This is a genomic window from Shewanella sp. KJ2020, assembly GCF_024197625.1.
GTDB lineage: Bacteria > Pseudomonadota > Gammaproteobacteria > Enterobacterales > Shewanellaceae > Shewanella.
In genome coordinates, this window is record NZ_JAKUKD010000008.1 from 209,846 (window position 1) to 227,053 (window position 17,208).

Here is a 17,208-nt window from a genome sequence, read left to right on the forward strand (position 1 = left end):
GGATTATATGACGCAAAGATGACAGTTGTGTTACACCCAATTTTAAAACAGGTGCCTTTTACAAAAATATAGGAGTCATTTGCCATGATACGATACTTAATAACACTTCAAGCACCTGATAGAAAAGGATTAGTAGAACAAATTGCCCATGCGGTAAGCCGTCATGGTGGCAACTGGCTTGACTCCGAACTGCGCCATATCGACGGGGTTTTTGCCGCCATTTTACTACTCGAAATTCCCTCAATGCGGATGGATGAGTTGATTGAGGCCCTAGAATGCATAGACAATCTCAGCCTTACCTACTCTAAAACCGCCATAGTCCCAAAACCTATTAAGCGCTTAACCTATAGCCTAGTGGCCTACGATAGACCCGGATTGGTGCTGGATATTTCGAATAGGATCACGGCGCTGGGGATCAATATTGAGCAATTTAGCAGCCAATTTGAAACCGCAGGCCATACCGGCATCGCCCTCTTTAGGGCCACTATTGGCTTAGGCTTAACCGACCTCGCCCAAGAGGACCAACTGGTGCAATCCCTCTATTCCCTCGGTGACGATTTAGTGCTGGATAAACTGAGCCGTTAAAGGCGTCCAACTTCACGAAGAGACAAGGCTGCGGCTCAATCGCCGGATAAAACGCCGCGAATAAAACTGTGGCGTTTTCAACGATAAATTAACTGATTTTCTCGTGCCTAGACTTGATCAAATACCGCAGCGGCACTTGGGATATCAGCATACCAAGCAGCATTAAGGCACAGCCAAACAAGGCTCGGATCCCTAGACTTTCCCCTAAAAATAGAATGCCACCTATGGCCGCAAATACGGTTTCCAAGCTAAGAATAATCGCGGCATGGGCGGGATGAGCATGCTTTTGCGCCAAAACCTGCAGTGTGTAGGCGATGCCCACCGAAATCAGCCCCGCATAGGCAAGCGAACCCCAGGCCGCAAGCACGCCATCGAGGGTCGTGACCTCAATCACCGCCGATACCATTAGGCTAAGCACGCCGCAGACCAAAAATTGCATCATCGCCAGCAACACAGGGGAAATTCGCTTAGCGAAATGATCAACGGCTAAAATGTGCAGCGCCCAAAAGAGTGCACCGACTAGCTGCAGCGCATCGCCATAACCTATGGTCATACCCTCTTTAACACTTAAAAAATACAGTCCAAGCGCAGCAATGGCGCAGCCTACCCAAGTATTGGCGCCCGTGGCATGTTTAAGTGCCAACCCCAAGATCGGTACTAACACTATATATAAGCCGGTGATAAATCCGGCATTCGCCGCTGTGGTATAGAGTAGGCCCACCTGCTGAAATGACGCCCCCGCAAATAACAGTAAGCCCACGACACCACTGCCAATGGCAAACTCCTTGGGGGTGCTCACATGGATTTTATGTTGTCTATGTAAAAACCAGACTAATGGCACGAGGGAGAAGGTGCCAATAAGAAAGCGCAATCCATTAAAGGCAAAGGGTGACAAATGTTCCATGCCTAAGGTTTGAGCAACAAAGCCAAAGCCCCAAATGGCGGCGGCAAGCAGTAATAACAGGTTGGCAGACAAGATAAAACCTCGGCATTCAAAGGGATCACAAGATTACCCAGATGCGGGGGTCTTGTCCAAGTATGTTGCGATACTGTTAGCTTTTACGCCGCGCCCTACTGGCGCGTCTGGCGTTGTAGGCTTTTGGCCTGACTCAAGATTTCATTTAAAAACACTGAGTCGGATTGCTTTGCCAACTGCACCGCTTTGTTGGAAGCATCAATCGCGAGAGCGGTTTGGCCATCAAGATCGTAGGCGGTTGCTAAGCTATCCCAAAGCACCTCAGACATAGGAAACACCTTTGTTCCCTCCTGTAAAATCTCCACACCCCACGCCGTTTTTTGCTCATAGCTGGCCTTGAGACCATAGACATTGTACTGCTGGGCAGAAAGCGGAAATTCATAGCCGAAGACCGCCGTTTGCTGGTGATAGAACTGCTTTAACTCCTTTAACGGCATCACCGCGACTTCGGGCACCGCATTCCAGCTCGCAAACAGCGTCTTTAATGCCTCAACATTGCCGATAAGCGGCGTACTGTCATGGGTTTCTTCGGGGAATCGTTTATCAAACCATTGCAACATTTGGGCTGAAGGATGCTTCACTGTCGGGCTGTTACCCAGCGTATTTTGCAGTTGGGTGATTTGGGCAGCAAAAGCACTAGCCATCTCGTTGGGTTCACTGGCGATACTCAAAAACCAACGCATGGGTTTTGTCCGTTTGGTGACGGCTAACTTAGCGGACTCGCGGACAAACCAATTATTGTCCCACCAAAGGCTTGGGCTGATTGATATCACCGCATTAAACCGAGTATCGGGTATCAAAGCCACATAACTGCTAAATAGTCCAGCCATAGAGTGTCCCGACAGTATGTGGTAATCGGCAATGCGATATTTCTGGCTCAAGCTGCTGAGTAGTTCAGTTTCTAAAAACTGCCTGTAATTCTCTGCTCCGCCACTTCGGTCTTTAAACTGTTCTAATTGGGTCGGCGTAAACGACTTTAAGCAATTATTCGAGCTGACACCCACCACTATCAGTTCTGGGATAATGGCATAACTACTTAAAAAACCGACATTCGCGGCAATATGCTCAAATTGTGTCGAACCATCCAAGACAACTAAAACGGGATAACGAAAATTGCTGGAATGGCCATAGGTTTCGGGGAGTTTGATTTGTAAGTTAATGTCATCATTCAATATTTCAGAATGGATCTGCATCTTGTCTGCCTGTGCCATCACCTGCATCGACAAGAAAAAAATCAGTCCTAATACAATCCGCATCGTTAACCTCCATGAATAATGGCAGCTAAGTTACTGGTTTTTATCAAGACACTCAAATTATTAACACTATTACGCCACGAGAAAGCCCTGATTAGCTACAAATGGCAGTAAGGCTCTCAATCGAGAATTCCTATCTAAACTCGGCGGGATAATCTTGTATACTGCACACCAAGCAATGACGAATACATAAGTGCGCTGGATGTCTTACCAAACCCAGTGACATAATAAAAACTAGGAACACCCATGTTAGGAACGCTAAAAAAGATGCGCGTACAGTTAGATGACGCGCAGCTAGTGCAATATCAACTCGTTGTCGGTGATGAGTTACTCCCGCTCAATCCATTGATAGGAAAGAAATTAACCTTGACCCACACGGGCAATATCTTCTGCTGCAACTGCGGTAAAAAGAGCAAGAAGAGTTATTCGCAGGGTCACTGTTTTGTCTGTATGCAAAAACTCGCCAGTTGCGATATGTGCATCATGAAGCCAGAAACCTGTCATTTCGATCAAGGCACTTGCCGCGAACCTGAGTGGGCCCAGAGCCATTGTTTTGTACCGCACTATGTGTATTTGTCAAATACTTCGGGCGTTAAAGTCGGTATTACCCGCCATACGCAGCTACCCACCCGCTGGATTGACCAAGGTGCCACCCAAGGTTTGCCGATTTTTAAAGTCTCAACAAGACAACTCTCAGGCTTAGTCGAAGTAGAATTGGCCAAACTGGTTAATGATAAAACCCATTGGCAAGCGATGCTCAAGGGCCACGCCGACGATATCGATTTAAATGCTAAGGCTGCGGAACTGATCCCGCAAATTGAAGCTAAGTTGCACGAAATCGGCATGCAAAAAGGCGATTACAGTATCGAGCGTTTAGATGAAACGATTCAGCCGATTCATTATCCCATAGACACCTTTCCGAAGAAGATCACTTCCCACAACTTCGATAAAAATGGGGTGGTAAGCGGGATTTTACAGGGGATTAAAGGCCAGTATCTGATCTTCGATACGGGCGTGATTAACATTCGTAAATTCACGGCCTATGAGGTGAGCGTGGATCTAACCGACTAATATATCTTCATTTTTATTCAACTTAGTGTGTTGCTATCTGTCATAGCTATCAACACACTGATAGCGAAACCTCGACAGGCTCATGCTGAAGTATTGATACTGTGCCAGAGCATAGGCTAATTGATTGCCGCCGTTTCATTATTACCCCGAGGAACTCAAGCCTTGCCTCCGTATGAATGAAAATGGCGCTTGGCTTCCCAAAGTAAAAAACATCTTTATATGGAATATTCTTGATGAAACAAGGACCTCAAAATTTTATCCGTCGCTGTGCATTCCAACAAACATTACGTAGTAAGCAATCTGGAATATTTTTGCTCTTGATAATCCCGCTGATAATAGCAAGCGGTCCTTGGAAGGAACTGACCGCATCGCTTTCGACAGAACCATGGGATATAGGATTTACTATTGTGGTCGTTTTAGCCGTTGTGGTGGCATTTTTCTTCGTCTTCATGATCATTTCTGAATCGATAAGACTAGGCAAAGCCGCTAAAAATGAACAAAGGAAATTAGCCGAAGCGGGGCCAGATGGCTATTACATTGATATCTATCAAGAAGGCCTCATTTTTCATGTTTACGATGCCGAATTTCATCTTTTTGAGATGAAGCAGCAGTTTGTTCCTTTGGATGAGATTGCCAGTACAAAATACTCAAAACGCAGAGGCATACGCACCTTGACGATCAACTTTGCCCACATTTCCGGCCAAGTGTCGTTCACGCCTAGGGAAATAAATGTGGATGATTTTGATTTTATAAAGGAATTTCTTGAGACTCATATTTCCAACCGAGGGAATAAGTCAGCTTAAGATAGGCTGGTTAATTAAACATAGGCGCGCAGCGTTGTGTACAGCTTAGGCCTCACGCAACGCGCGCTATTATTGGACAAGCTTGGTTTAGAGGAATGTGCAAGAGGATGCACTAACCTTGCGCTTCCATGTAGACAAGTTCCCAGATATGCCCATCGGGATCTTCAAACGCATGGCCGTACATAAAACCCTGATCCTTGGCTTCACGATAGGCTTTACCGCCATGTTGCTCTGCGAGCTTAACTAGTTGGTCGACACGTTGCCGACTTTCGCAGTCAAGACAGTTGAGCACTTCTGTCGTGGTGCGGGCATCGGCAATCGGCTTATCGGTAAAACCTGAGAAGAACGGCTTAGCCAGCAACATCACATAAATATTATCCGCAATGACGACGCAGGCAGCCTGCTCATTGCTGTATTGCTCATTGATGCCAAAACCAAGACCTGAGTAGAAAGCGCGAGAATCCTGAACGCTCTCGACGGCCAAATTAACAAAGATGCTTTGAGTCATAATAATCTCCCTTTATAAGTGCTAACCGGACGTAACACCTTGTCCAGCATATAATTGTTACAACACGAAAATAGTTCCCAAAAACTCACTGTACGGGATGTTGGAATGTTGCTTGAGGTAACTGCTCCCCTACACTTACCGAATCTATACGCGCTAAATATAAAGCGAGTATGTTACTCGCCTTAAATATTCAACACTGATAACCGCTTTATTGCATCGCCTTTATTGCACCACTTGGGTCGCTGGCAGGGTTAACAACATTTCCTCAACTAATCCATCAAACCTCTCCGTAAGCTCATCCATATCTTTAATATTGGCAAAACCTTGGGCTAATACCCGCCACACCATTTCATAGGGTTGTCCGGCAACGCCTATGGGCCTAAAAAAGCTGATAAGAATCGAACCTTTATCATATTTTTTAGTATTAACCCCCTCGGTCGATAGGCCTGCGACTAGCCCTGCGGCGGCTAAAATTTGCTCATCCGTCATTTCAGTTCCCATGGCGACACCAAACCCCACCTGGAAATCCGCCAACTGTGGATCTTCAACCCAGCGATAACCCTTACTCAACATGGATTTTTTGAGGGTATCTTGCATATGTTTCAATACGACTTGCTTATCCAAGCGGTCGTCAACAAAGATTTTTTGCAACTGCGGATGCCAACTGTAGGTCATAGCAGATGACGGTAGCTGACTCAGATCCCCCGACATGACTATGGTGGTTCTGAGCGGTTGTTCGTTGTCATCCATACTCACACAGGCCGTCAGACTCAGTAGGCCACACACGAGTAATACGAATTGGCGGCAAACTTGCTGTAGTGCACTCATACTCTTGCTCCCTTACCTCTATTATTTTTGAAAACTTAAGGATAGTTGTTATTTCTAAGACCGAAAGTCAATATGCATCATAGTGTTAAATCCGTTTATCCCGATAGGGTATCGCCTAAACATATTTTGTTATTATTTTTACTTTATAAACTCGCCATGCCGTATAGGCGCGGTGCTCTTTAACCGCTAGAATGCTTCGCCTGCAAAGGCTTAGGATAGATGGATTGCTCTATTATCGGCAGTTAATTTGCAGTCAGCTACATCCCCTTAAATCACAATGTCATAAAACCAAAACGAAAGGTGTGAGATCTATCTATGGAGTTAATACTCGCTATCGCGCTGTTTGCCTTTTCTTCGGGGATAACCCCTGGGCCAAACAATATAATGTTAATGACATCGGGCGTTAATTTTGGCGTTAAACGCAGTATTCCGCATCTGATGGGCATCAGCCTTGGCTTCCCAACCATGATCTTGGCGATTGGCTTAGGCTTAAGCGCACTGTTCCAAGCCTATCCTATCATTCACCAAATCATTAAAGTCGTTGGTATAGGTTACCTTTTGTATCTCTCTTGGCTGATTGCCAACAGCAGTAGCAAGATGGAAGGTAAAACCGTGGCTAAACCCTTTAGTTTTATGCAAGCGGCGGCCTTTCAATGGGTAAATCCTAAGGGTTGGATTATGGCCGTGGGCGCAATTGCGACATTCACGTCAGTACAGCAAGATTTAACTCCGCAAGTGATTACTATTGCGGCGGTATTTTTATGTGTCGCCTTCCCCTGCGCCGTGGTTTGGCTGGGTTTTGGCGTGGCCCTTAAACGCATTTTAAAAAATGAGCGCCAACAGAAGATCTTTAATATCACTATGGCAGTCTTGCTTGTGGCGTCCATCATCCCTATGATTGCCCCCTAATTTTTAAGCAAGAGCAAACGACCACCATGCACGAAATCGACATGATCACCCAACAAACCGATAACTGGGTCAAAAAAGTGATCATGAAATACAATATTTGCCCCTTCGCCAGACGAGAAGTCGAGCGTGGCAGTATTCGCTATCATGTGGTGGAGCAGACTAAAGTTAAGCCTGTGCTTAAGGCATTGATCGAAGAATGCCAATATCTCGACACGCACCCCGACGCCGAAACCACACTGTTTATTCTGCCCCGAGGTTTTGAGGGCTTTTATGCCTTCCTCGACCTTGTCGATCTGGCGAATGACGAGTTAATCGACAACGAGTATGAAGGTGTTTATCAACTCGCCACCTTCCACCCCGATTACTGTTTCGATGGTGAACCACAGGACGCCCCGGCCAATTTTACCAACCGCGCGCCCTATCCAACTCTGCATATTATCCGCGAAGCCAGCATGGAATTAGCCTTAGCCAGCTATACCGATCCCGAATCTATTCCAGAGCGCAATATCGCCTTTTGCGAGCGCAAAGGCAGCGACTTTTTCATCAAGCTGTTAGCAGAGTGCATGGGTAAATAACCTACATTGCTTATTTAGATCACTTTTTAAGCCCGCCACCCCCAAACATCCCAAGAGCTAATGCATTAAAAATCCATTAGCTTCATCCGCTTACCTCAACACGCGACAACCAACCCCCTATTTATCCCCATAAAATCTGTCACTATTTTTTTACACCTTCACAATGTTACATTTTTGCACGTGTGTTATTTATTTGTTAATTAATTTTCCCTGTGTTAGTTTGCAATTTCCTAAGTACTCAGACTTTAGTCGCAGCATAGGGATGCAGTTAGATATTCCATGCAGCTTAGGACTTATAACTTTGATAACAAATGGAGCAAGAACAATGAAATTAACCAAAATTGCCAGTGCCATCATCGCTTTATCTGTTGGCGTTATCGCCCAAGCACAAGCCGATGACAATCGTTATGTCATTCAAGTTGAAGCGGGACACAAGGGCGTCGTTAAGGCACTCGCTAAAAAATTAGGTGGCGAAATCAAACTCGAAGGGGATGAGTTTATTGCGGCGACTTTTGCAGGGAAAGACCTAGCGCAAGTGAAAGGACTACTGAATAACCCACATATTACCCTGATTGAAGAAGACGTACGCCGTACTCCAATGGCGCTATATAACGACGATGCTGGCAACCCAATGACACAGCAAGTGACGCCCTATGCCGTATATCAATCCCGTGCAAATCAAGTGACTTTCAACCCAAATGCGGGCATTAAGGTCTGTATTATTGACTCAGGTTTAGACAACTCAAACCCAGACTTCAACTGGAATAACATCACAGGCGATAACGATTCAGGTACTGGCAACTGGTTCCAAAACGGTGGCCCACATGGAACTCACGTCGCCGGCACCATTGGCGCAGCGGATAACAACATTGGTGTGGTCGGTATGGCACCTGGCGTACCTATGCACATTGTTAAAGTATTCAATGCATCCGGTTGGGGTTATTCATCTGACTTAGCCTATGCAGCTAACAAATGTAGCAATGCGGGTGCGAACATTATTAGCATGAGCTTAGGTGGCGGCGCGGCAAACAATACCGAAAAGAACGCCTTTGATGCCTTTACCGCCGCAGGTGGTTTAGTGGTAGCTGCCGCGGGTAACGACGGTAACTCAGTACGCTCTTACCCTGCGGGATACCCATCGGTCATGATGATCGGCGCTAACGATGCAAACAATAAAATTGCCGATTTCTCACAGTTTCCAAGTTGCCTGAGCGGCCGTGGTAAAAAAGCCGTCAACGACGATGGTATCTGTGTTGAAGTCACCGCAGGCGGTGTCGATACCCTCTCAACCTACCCTGCTGGCATGGCAACCGCGTCAACCTTAACCGCCGATGGCGCAGCTGTAACCTCATCTGCAATGGAAAACGCAGGTTCGGCATCGGGCAACACTTATTTTATGGGCACAGCGCAAGCCGTTGATTCTGGCGCCAACGGTAAAGTCTGTGTTATCGACCGCGGCGTGATTTCCTTCCACGATAAAGTGCTGAACTGCGAAAACTCAGGCGGTGTTGGCGCAATCCTGATCAACAATGAAGCGGGCATGCTCTACGGCACTCTGGGTGATACCAATGCGACTTCTATTCCTGCAGTCGGTGCGGCATTAGAAGACAGAGCAAGCTTGCTGGCAGCGCAAAATGCCACAGTCTCTATCGATTCAGTGGATTATGGCTTTATGAGCGGAACCTCAATGGCAACACCTGCGGTATCAGGTATGGCTGCACTGGTATGGTCTAACCATTCACAATGTACAGGTACCCAAATTCGTAAGGCGTTAAAAGCCACCGCAATGGATGCGGGTACTGCTGGCAAAGATAACTACTTTGGTTATGGTATCGTCAACGCTAAAGCGGCCGATACTTACCTCACCACCTATGGCTGCTCAGGTAAATAATCACCTGCAGGCATAACGACAATCTTCTAGCAGCAAAAAACCAGCACTTGTGCTGGTTTTTTATGTTCAAAATAAACTGGTAGCCTTGGTATCCATCAATTAAGCACACTCATTCTAGTGGGTGCTTAATTCGGCTAGCCAGTGTGTTTCCCTATTAGTCAACCAGTGCAAATATTTACCACAGCAGACACTTAGAGAATTATTGAGCCTATAACTGAAAACGTCTTAGTAATCCTTTTAGCGTAACACCCAGGCTAGCAAGATCATCGGCGGAGCGCGCTGTTTCTGCCGCGCCATCAGCGGTTTGCTCGGCAATATCCCTAACTCTCACAATACTTTTATTAATATCTTCTGCCACGGCACTTTGTTCTTCCGAGGCGGCAGCAATATGATGTGTCATATCCTGAATACGGCTAACCGCATCGGCAATATCCACTAACATTTCACCCGCTTCGCGGGATAAGGACACTGCGCCATCACTCAATGTTCGGCTTTTGGTCATCATTTGTACCGACTCTAGAGTCCCCTTTTGCAAATTAACAATCATATTTTCAATTTCTTCGGTAGAGGATTGTGTTCGACTCGCAAGGCTTCGCACCTCATCGGCCACCACTGCAAATCCCCGTCCCGCCTCACCTGCCCTTGCTGCTTCAATGGCCGCATTTAGCGCGAGTAAGTTGGTCTGTTGTGCAACCGATTTGATCACATCAAGGACGGAACCGATACTATCGCTTTCCGATTGTAAACGCTCCATCGCATGTGCCGTAGTCGCGATTTCCTTGGCTAACAGTTCGATTTGACTGACCGCTTCGATGACTTTTTTATTACCTATCGCAGTGGTGTGGTCCGCCTCTTTAGCCGCTAGCGCAACATTTTCAGCACTGGTAGACACCTCTTGCACTGTCGCCGCCATTTCATTAATCGCAGTAGCAACTTGATCCGTTTCACTACGCTGATTTTGCATACCCGCACTATTTTGTTCAGTGACCGCAGAAAGCACCTCAGCCGATGAAGCCAACTGCACTACGCTATCACCTATTTGTGTCAATACTTGCTTAAGGGTGCTATTCATTTCACCCATGGCACGCGATAGTTCCCCCATCTCGTCCTGACGCTCTGAGTGGATAGTGCTGCTTAAATCACCCGCGGCAATTTTTCTCGCCGTAAGAAGGGTTTGTTTAAGTGGCCCAACTATTTGTCCACTGATTAACCAAGCAAGTAAGGGGCCGACAACCAAGGCAACAATTAACGCACCAAGTACCACGGCCTTTGCTTGGGCATCAGCGTCTGCACGTTTATGCTTTTGAATGTCAACTAGTTCACGAATATCCACCATCAATGTTTGTGCTGCGCCGCCCATTGACTGGGTTAGGTTATCTATATCACGGTTAACCTTGACCAAAGCATCAATATCATGGTCATACCGATCCAATATCTGGATGGCTTGTGCGGTATCTTCCCCCTTAAGGGTGGCGATAGTCTGGGATAATTTGGCAATGGCATCTTTTGCCGTTTTTAAATTAAGATCACTAGCATCATAGACATAGCCTCGAATGTGATAACGTAACATGGTCATTTGCTGGCTAACACTTAAGGCATCTTTTAATAATTCAGTATTTTGTGTCGCTTGGGCCCTATCGGTCATTCTATCGACCAGCTCCGCATAGGTGGCAACCAACTTGGCTCCCACTTGAGCCCCCGTGACTTTCAATTCCTGTTTATGCTTAAACACATCACTAAACTGATTTATCGATTGATGATACTTATCCATCGCGACTAACGATTCTTGAAGATACTGCCGATCGTTGGCATCGCTAGGCTCTGATAATTGTTGCTGTAAACCGCTTTTTGTATTTTCAATTAAACTCTGGAGTTCATTCAATTTGGTTAAATCGCCATTTGCGATAAATTCTAAGCGTGTGGCCTTAGCCGCAAGCAATGCTTTATCGACATTGGCAATAAACTCCACCCGACTGCTGCTGATATCAATTGAGGTAAGTCCCCTGTATCCAGCCGCTGCCACAATAAATATCAGCAATAACAAGATCCCAAAACCAAGCCTTAACTTATTGGTTACCTTCATGTTTCCTAGCAGGCGGCGCAAACCTTCCATTTAAATACCCCATATCAAATTTAAAAATGAATAAACAACTCCAGTGCAATAGTAATGATTTTTTCATAGCCGTTTATTGACCTAGTTAACCAATCTATAAAATACATCATATGTATAACATTTTAACCGAGGATGTATTATGAACCTCAGAGGGAAGAGAAAGCATTGCGGGAATGACAAAAGTAAAAGAGTGATACATGTCAGCGTAAAAGGCCGCGAATAGATCGATATAAAGAGGAGGATTATGCGTGTCGCGCAGGTAACTGCATTTGATTTAAAATAGATAAAAATCAAATTAAAACAATAAAATAGAATAAAACAACAAGACTAATAGCAACAAAACATTCGATACATCTTGGTCAATACAAAAGGTCGTAAAGTTATCCGTCTTGGGAATCATTTTCGTGCCGAGCAAGCATTGCGATTACAAATATGGTGTTTATTTATTCATCTTCCCACGGCAGCTCTGGTAATTTATCCAAGTTTTCATTGTAACGCTGAGGGTTAAATCCCTCTTCGTTTTGAAGTACGCCAAATATTTCAATCGATAAGGCACTGGCGATATATTTTATTGATTCCTTTCGACTTATGCCCAAGGATTTTAGTCGTTTTAATGTTTGTTTTACCTTAGGTGGATCATTGTTTTTTATTTGCTGTTCTACGGCGTCTAAGATGGCTTTTCCTGCTACTATTTTCCTGCTACTAAAGGTGCTTCTTGATTCATAGCGTTGGCTTCTCCAAGGCTTTAAAAACGACTAAAAAACTCTAAAACTACACCCTTAATCCCCATACCTCGAACGCATCGCGGCTCAGTTGCTCCCTAAAATCGGGATGAGCAATGGCGATCAGCGCCTGTGCCCGTTCCCGCAGACTGCGGCCACGCAGATTGGCGGCGCCATATTCGGTCACAATGTAATGCACATGGGCCCGAGTGGTGACCACACCTGCACCGGGGGATAACACAGTGGCGATACGGGAAATGGTGCCCTCCGCAGCTGTGCTTGGCAGGGCAATCACTGAGCGGCCGCCTTCGGATAAACACGCGCCGCGAATAAAATCCATCTGTCCACCGACACCGGAATAGATTTTAGTGCCAATAGAATCGGCGCACACTTGGCCGGAGATATCCACTTGTAGTGCCGAGTTAATCGCCATCACATTGGGATTTTTTCGGATAATGGATGTGTCGTTCACTTGCTCTATATCCATAAAAATCACCCCGGGATTATCGTCCACATAGTCGTATAATTTCTGACTACCAAGGGCAAAACCTGTCACTAATTTACCGGGGTAAAAACGCTTTTTACTGTTATTAATCACACCCTTTTCAACCAGTTGCAGTATACCGTCAGAAAAAAGCTCAGTATGAACGCCTAAATCCCTATGCTCGGTTAAGCAAGATAACACCGCATCGGGAATCGCGCCTATGCCCATTTGCAGGCAATCGCCATCGCGCACCAACTGGGCGACATTTTTGCCTATCGCCAAACTCACGGCATCGCCCGTGCCGAAGGAATGGATTGGCAGTGCCGCACTTTCTTCATACACAGCAGCAAAACGGTCGATATGGATAAAACCATCACCGTGGGTGCGCGGCATTTGCGGATTAATATGGGCGATGATCTTGCCCGCCACTTGGCAGGCTGCGAGTGTCGCTTCGACCGAAATCCCGAGGGAGCACATACCATGCCTATCCGGTGGTGAGACTTGAATAATCGCGGTATCGATTTTTTGCTCGCCGCTACGAAAGAGTTTGGGCACTTCCGAGAGGAAAATCGGCACATAATCCGCATCACCATTTTGCAGCAAGGCCCGCGTCGGTACGCCACCAAAAAAGCAGCGATGGCGTAAATGCCCCTTTAAACTTGGATGACTTAAGGATTCAGCACCCTCGGTATGCAATTGTAATAATGTGAGATTATCTTTAGTGAGTGCGTGCTTGGCCAGCGCATCGAGTAGCACTCGTGGGGTTGCCCCCATGGAATGGGTCCACAGCGTCTCGCCGCTTTGAATTAACGCAACCGCATCGATCGCACAGTTACATTTGATTGGAGGCATACTGAACGTCCTGGGATAACCTTGGCTGTATAGGGAAAATGCAAGTTAAGCATCATTTATTCAATATCTTACCCAAAGTGTTTACCTTTAACTTTGCGTTATATCAAAGGGGGCTCGCAAGCCATATTTTGTAAGCCATATATTGTGAACCACAGTGAGAATTCGACTTATGCTAAAAGGCTTAGGCAAAATAGGGATAAAGCTTATCCCTATTCGTAGACACTGATGACTTAATCCGCCAGCGCCATTGGCCTTTGCTGTTCATTGCCCATGGCAATTAACTTGGGCTCGCTACCTTGGGCGGCACTGAAATCGGCCTTTGTCTGCCAGCCAAAACCATTGATGGCGATCAGTGATTGCGCCACAGGGCCACCTAAGGTATTGCCAGGCCCGAGCACGATCACTTTATCGGGGGCAAATTCTTTTATTGCCACGGCAACTGCCTTAGAAAAATCATAGGGCTCAACCACTTGTTCGCCTAAAGTGTACTCCCTCAGTTTGGTCGTATCTGTACTGTATTGCGTCCAGATCTGACCTCGGCCGTCCACCAGCGGGATCTTAGGCGTTTGAAACAGACTCAAGGGCAGCTGGGCAAAACCCTTGTTTGATACCCCATGCAACAGGGGCGAGTGGAATGCACCGTGATTATATAAACGCATCGGATAGCGATCATCGAGCTGGGGCAGTTGCTCCTCGGCAAGCTTTAGCCCAGCCTCATTGCCCGCCAACACGCGATAACCGCCAAGGAAGATAGAAGTAAACAGTTCACAACCCTCATGGCGATTAACATCCGCAATCACCTTGTCGAGCAGTGCGGTTTTAGTCGCATCTCGGCGCCACTGTTCATCCATTTCTGGATAGATTAATTGGCCGCCAATCAAGCCCTCGGACATCATGGAGCCCATAGTGTTGATCACTTCAATGGCGGCCTCGGGTGCCAATGCCCCCGCTAATGCCAAGGCAATATACCAACCCATGGAATTTCCCGTCACTGCGACTATCTCGAACTGATCTGTGTCTATATCCATAAAGTCCGCCATGGCACAGGCGTAAATCAGGGCCGAGGCATTTTCCCCTGGGGTATGTAGCTTGAATGAATACTTGGCCTCGGCATCTAAGGCGGCAATACCCACTTGGCCTAGAGCTTTGCGATATGCATCAATATCGGCAATAAACTCTTGTTTATCAGGATGAAAGCGAGCCAGATAACCGAGTTCTTCCTTGTTGTAGCAGCCGCGTCCCGGCGCGATAACCACGACACGTTGCTTAGGCTTAGCGGCGTCTATCGATATGGTATTCATGGCTGCACCTCCCTCTCAATTATCTCCTCCCTTTCCATTAAAGGCGTCATATTCGATGCCCTCTTTAATGTGCTTTGTCCCTGAGGCCCGACTAAGGCCAATGCGGCGCTCACTATGCCCTCGACACTCGGCAGTGGCAGCGTCGCGGCATCCGCGAGCGGAATAAAACAATCTTCGGCGTTTAAGCGCAGGATCGGCGGACAATGGGCACCTAAGTGCTCGTGTAAGCTAGTGTAGATAGCCTCACTCACAGATCCGCTGCGACGGCATTCGTCGACAATCAAGATATGTTCACATTGGCCCGCCGCAGTGGCGATGGCCTGTTCATTGAGTGGCACCAGATAACGCAAATCGAGCACAGTGCAGTCGATACCCTGCTCGCTTAAGCGCTTTTCAGCCTGCCGACTGAGGTAATAACCATTGCCATAACTGATAATACACAGGCGCTTACCCTGACCGTATTGGCCTATCTCACCAAAGGGCAACCTTGGGGCCTGATGCTGGTGTTGGTATTCGGCGCTCCACAAATTATCACCCGTTTGGTGTAAGTCTCGGGTCATATAGAGTGCGATGGGTTCTAAGAAAATCACCACCCGCTGCTCCTCTTGGGCTAAGCGTACGCATTCCCTGAGCATGCCCATGGCATCTTGGCCATTGGACGGACAGGCCAAAATCAACCCAGGAATATCCCTAAACACAGTAAACGAGTTGTCATTGTGGAAATGCCCACCAAACCCTTTCTGATACCCTAAGCCCGCAATACGGATCACCATAGGATTGGTGAATTGACCATTAGAGAAGAACGACAGCGTTGCCGCCTCGCCGCGAATTTGATCTTCGGCATTATGGACATAGGCCAAAAACTGGATCTCGGGGATAGGCAAAATGCCATTGTGGGCCATGCCAATGGCGAGCCCGAGGATCGAGGTTTCATCCAGCAGAGTGTTAATCACCCTATTAGGCCCAAACCGTTCCACTAAGCGCGATGTCACATGGTACACCCCGCCTTTCTTGCCCACATCTTCACCACAGATAACGATATTAGACTGGCGCGCCATCAACTCGGTTAAGGTTAAGTTGATAAGCTTGCCCATATGCACTGGCTTACCGAGGGATAGCTTATCGGCGATAAACAATGACTCCAGCGCTTGTGGGGAAAGCTCAGTCCCCAAGCTATTAGTCCCCAAGAGCGCCGACTCGCGTTTAGGTGGCACTATCGATGCCATGGCCGCGGTGACTGTCGTCAACTTAGGCCGAGTCACAGCGACGGCGGCAATGGCGGCAATCCTCGCCTTTAATTCGGCGTATAGCGCGACGATTTGCGCTGGCGTCATCAATCCCGCGCGAATAATTTGCTCGGCACTGACCAACAAAGGATCTTGGGCCTCATTATCGAGTATTTGCTGTTTCTTCATATAGGCGATTTCGGCATCACTGCCGGCATGGCCCATTAAACGCACAGTGCGAACATGCAAAAATACTGGTTTACGTTTGCTGCGCGCATAATCGGCGGCCTGACGACTAACACGGTAACAATCCAGCAGATCGCGGCCGTCACAGTAAAAATATTCAATGCCAGGACGTTGGCTAAAGTTCGCTGCAATCCAGCCCTTAGGCGTGGGGGTTGAGATCCCGATGCCATTGTCTTCACAGACAAACATGAGCGGCAGCGGCACCTGTTGATAGGCGGCCCAGCCCGCCGCATTAATGGCCGTCTGCGCGCTAGCATGATTAGCCGACGCATCGCCAAAGTTGCACATGACTATGGCATCCTTGGGCAAATTAGCCGGCAAATTAAGCCGCTCGGTCAGCGGAATACTCAAGGCGGCACCAACGGCCTTAGGAAGATGGGAAGCTATGGTCGACGTTTGCGGCGGGATCATTAAACTCTTACAGCCCAGCACCTTATGACGGCCACCGGAAATAGGATCCTCACTGGAGGCGGCGAAGGATAACAACATATCCCAAAGCTGCGTCTCCCCCGGCACGTGGCGGCCCCGCTCCAGCATAAATGCCGCACTGCGGTAGTGCAGAAACGCCATATCCGTGGGGCGCAGTGCCATCCCATAGGCGGCATTCCCCTCGTGGCCCGAGCTACCTATGGTATAAAAACCTTGGTTGCGGGCACGCATACGGCGGGATTCAAGATCCACTAACCGACTCTTAAGCTGAGATTCAAACATGCCCAAAAAGTCGGCATCGCTCAGGCCCAGTTGCCTATGATCCCAACCCTGACTCAAAGGTTGAAACTCTTCCTTTAGCACTCGTTCGACAAATTGTCTGTCGAGGGCAATCGCTCTGTCTTCCATTTATTCACCACCCAATTGACCGTTTTAA

Annotated in this window: 14 protein-coding genes; 6 read left to right on the forward strand and 8 right to left on the reverse strand. The window is 47.3% G+C overall.

What is annotated here, in order from left to right; genetic code table 11:
* Nucleotides 1-84: 84 nt before the first annotated feature.
* On the forward strand, nucleotides 85-585 hold the full coding sequence (locus MJO46_RS05190; protein ID WP_253988397.1) for a glycine cleavage system protein R: 501 nt from the start codon (nucleotides 85-87) through the stop codon (nucleotides 583-585).
* A gap of 88 nt (nucleotides 586-673) precedes the next feature.
* Here the strand turns inward: MJO46_RS05190 and MJO46_RS05195 are convergent, their stop codons facing one another.
* Together MJO46_RS05195 and MJO46_RS05200 are read right to left on the reverse strand one after the other, a co-directional pair.
* Entirely contained in the window at nucleotides 674-1,561 is an 888-nt protein-coding gene (locus MJO46_RS05195) for a DMT family transporter (RefSeq protein ID WP_198782937.1), read from the reverse strand.
* A gap of 95 nt (nucleotides 1,562-1,656) precedes the next feature.
* Nucleotides 1,657-2,817 (reverse strand): alpha/beta hydrolase, encoded by a 1,161-nt coding sequence (locus MJO46_RS05200; protein ID WP_253988398.1) that lies wholly within the window; start codon nucleotides 2,815-2,817, stop codon nucleotides 1,657-1,659.
* A gap of 243 nt (nucleotides 2,818-3,060) precedes the next feature.
* Between MJO46_RS05200 and MJO46_RS05205 the strand changes: the two genes are divergently transcribed.
* On the forward strand, nucleotides 3,061-3,885 hold the full coding sequence (locus MJO46_RS05205) for a DUF2797 domain-containing protein (RefSeq protein WP_253988399.1): 825 nt from the start codon (nucleotides 3,061-3,063) through the stop codon (nucleotides 3,883-3,885).
* 233 nt (nucleotides 3,886-4,118) lie between these two features.
* The gene (locus MJO46_RS05210) at nucleotides 4,119-4,688 is read left to right on the forward strand and encodes a hypothetical protein (protein ID WP_253988400.1); all 570 of its coding nucleotides are present in this window, start codon (nucleotides 4,119-4,121) and stop codon (nucleotides 4,686-4,688) included.
* A gap of 112 nt (nucleotides 4,689-4,800) precedes the next feature.
* Here the strand turns inward: MJO46_RS05210 and MJO46_RS05215 are convergent, their stop codons facing one another.
* Both MJO46_RS05215 and MJO46_RS05220 read right to left on the reverse strand, forming a co-directional pair.
* Entirely contained in the window at nucleotides 4,801-5,196 is a 396-nt protein-coding gene (locus tag MJO46_RS05215; RefSeq protein ID WP_253988401.1) for a VOC family protein, read from the reverse strand.
* A gap of 222 nt (nucleotides 5,197-5,418) precedes the next feature.
* The gene (locus MJO46_RS05220) at nucleotides 5,419-6,024 is read right to left on the reverse strand and encodes a DUF4136 domain-containing protein (protein ID WP_253988402.1); all 606 of its coding nucleotides are present in this window, start codon (nucleotides 6,022-6,024) and stop codon (nucleotides 5,419-5,421) included.
* Between the two features lie 315 nt (nucleotides 6,025-6,339).
* Between MJO46_RS05220 and MJO46_RS05225 the strand changes: the two genes are divergently transcribed.
* The 3 genes from MJO46_RS05225 (at nucleotide 6,340) to MJO46_RS05235 (ending at nucleotide 9,399) form a co-directional block, all read left to right on the forward strand.
* Nucleotides 6,340-6,933 carry a LysE family translocator gene (locus tag MJO46_RS05225; protein ID WP_253988403.1) on the forward strand — a complete coding sequence of 198 codons (594 nt, stop codon included), beginning with the start codon at nucleotides 6,340-6,342 and terminating at the stop codon, nucleotides 6,931-6,933.
* A gap of 26 nt (nucleotides 6,934-6,959) precedes the next feature.
* On the forward strand, nucleotides 6,960-7,508 hold the full coding sequence (locus MJO46_RS05230) for a DUF1415 domain-containing protein (protein WP_253988404.1): 549 nt from the start codon (nucleotides 6,960-6,962) through the stop codon (nucleotides 7,506-7,508).
* A gap of 325 nt (nucleotides 7,509-7,833) precedes the next feature.
* Nucleotides 7,834-9,399 (forward strand): S8 family serine peptidase, encoded by a 1,566-nt coding sequence (locus MJO46_RS05235; RefSeq protein ID WP_253988405.1) that lies wholly within the window; start codon nucleotides 7,834-7,836, stop codon nucleotides 9,397-9,399.
* A 208-nt stretch (nucleotides 9,400-9,607) separates the two neighbouring features.
* On the opposite strand, the gene MJO46_RS05240 is transcribed toward MJO46_RS05235, so the two are convergent.
* From MJO46_RS05240 to MJO46_RS05255, 4 genes are all read right to left on the reverse strand, one after another.
* Complete coding sequence (locus MJO46_RS05240; RefSeq protein WP_253988406.1) at nucleotides 9,608-11,482, reverse strand: methyl-accepting chemotaxis protein; 1,875 nt, start codon at nucleotides 11,480-11,482, stop codon at nucleotides 9,608-9,610.
* Nucleotides 11,483-12,283: 801 nt separating this feature from the next.
* Nucleotides 12,284-13,570 carry an acetyl-CoA hydrolase/transferase family protein gene (locus MJO46_RS05245; RefSeq protein ID WP_253988407.1) on the reverse strand — a complete coding sequence of 429 codons (1,287 nt, stop codon included), beginning with the start codon at nucleotides 13,568-13,570 and terminating at the stop codon, nucleotides 12,284-12,286.
* Nucleotides 13,571-13,800: 230 nt separating this feature from the next.
* Nucleotides 13,801-14,871: an ACP S-malonyltransferase gene (locus MJO46_RS05250; RefSeq protein ID WP_253988408.1), complete on the reverse strand. Its 1,071-nt coding sequence runs from the start codon at nucleotides 14,869-14,871 to the stop codon at nucleotides 13,801-13,803.
* On the reverse strand, nucleotides 14,868-17,180 hold the full coding sequence (locus MJO46_RS05255) for an alpha-ketoacid dehydrogenase subunit alpha/beta (protein WP_253988409.1): 2,313 nt from the start codon (nucleotides 17,178-17,180) through the stop codon (nucleotides 14,868-14,870). The genes MJO46_RS05250 and MJO46_RS05255 overlap by 4 nt, the downstream gene beginning before the upstream one ends.
* Nucleotides 17,181-17,208 lie beyond the last annotated feature (28 nt).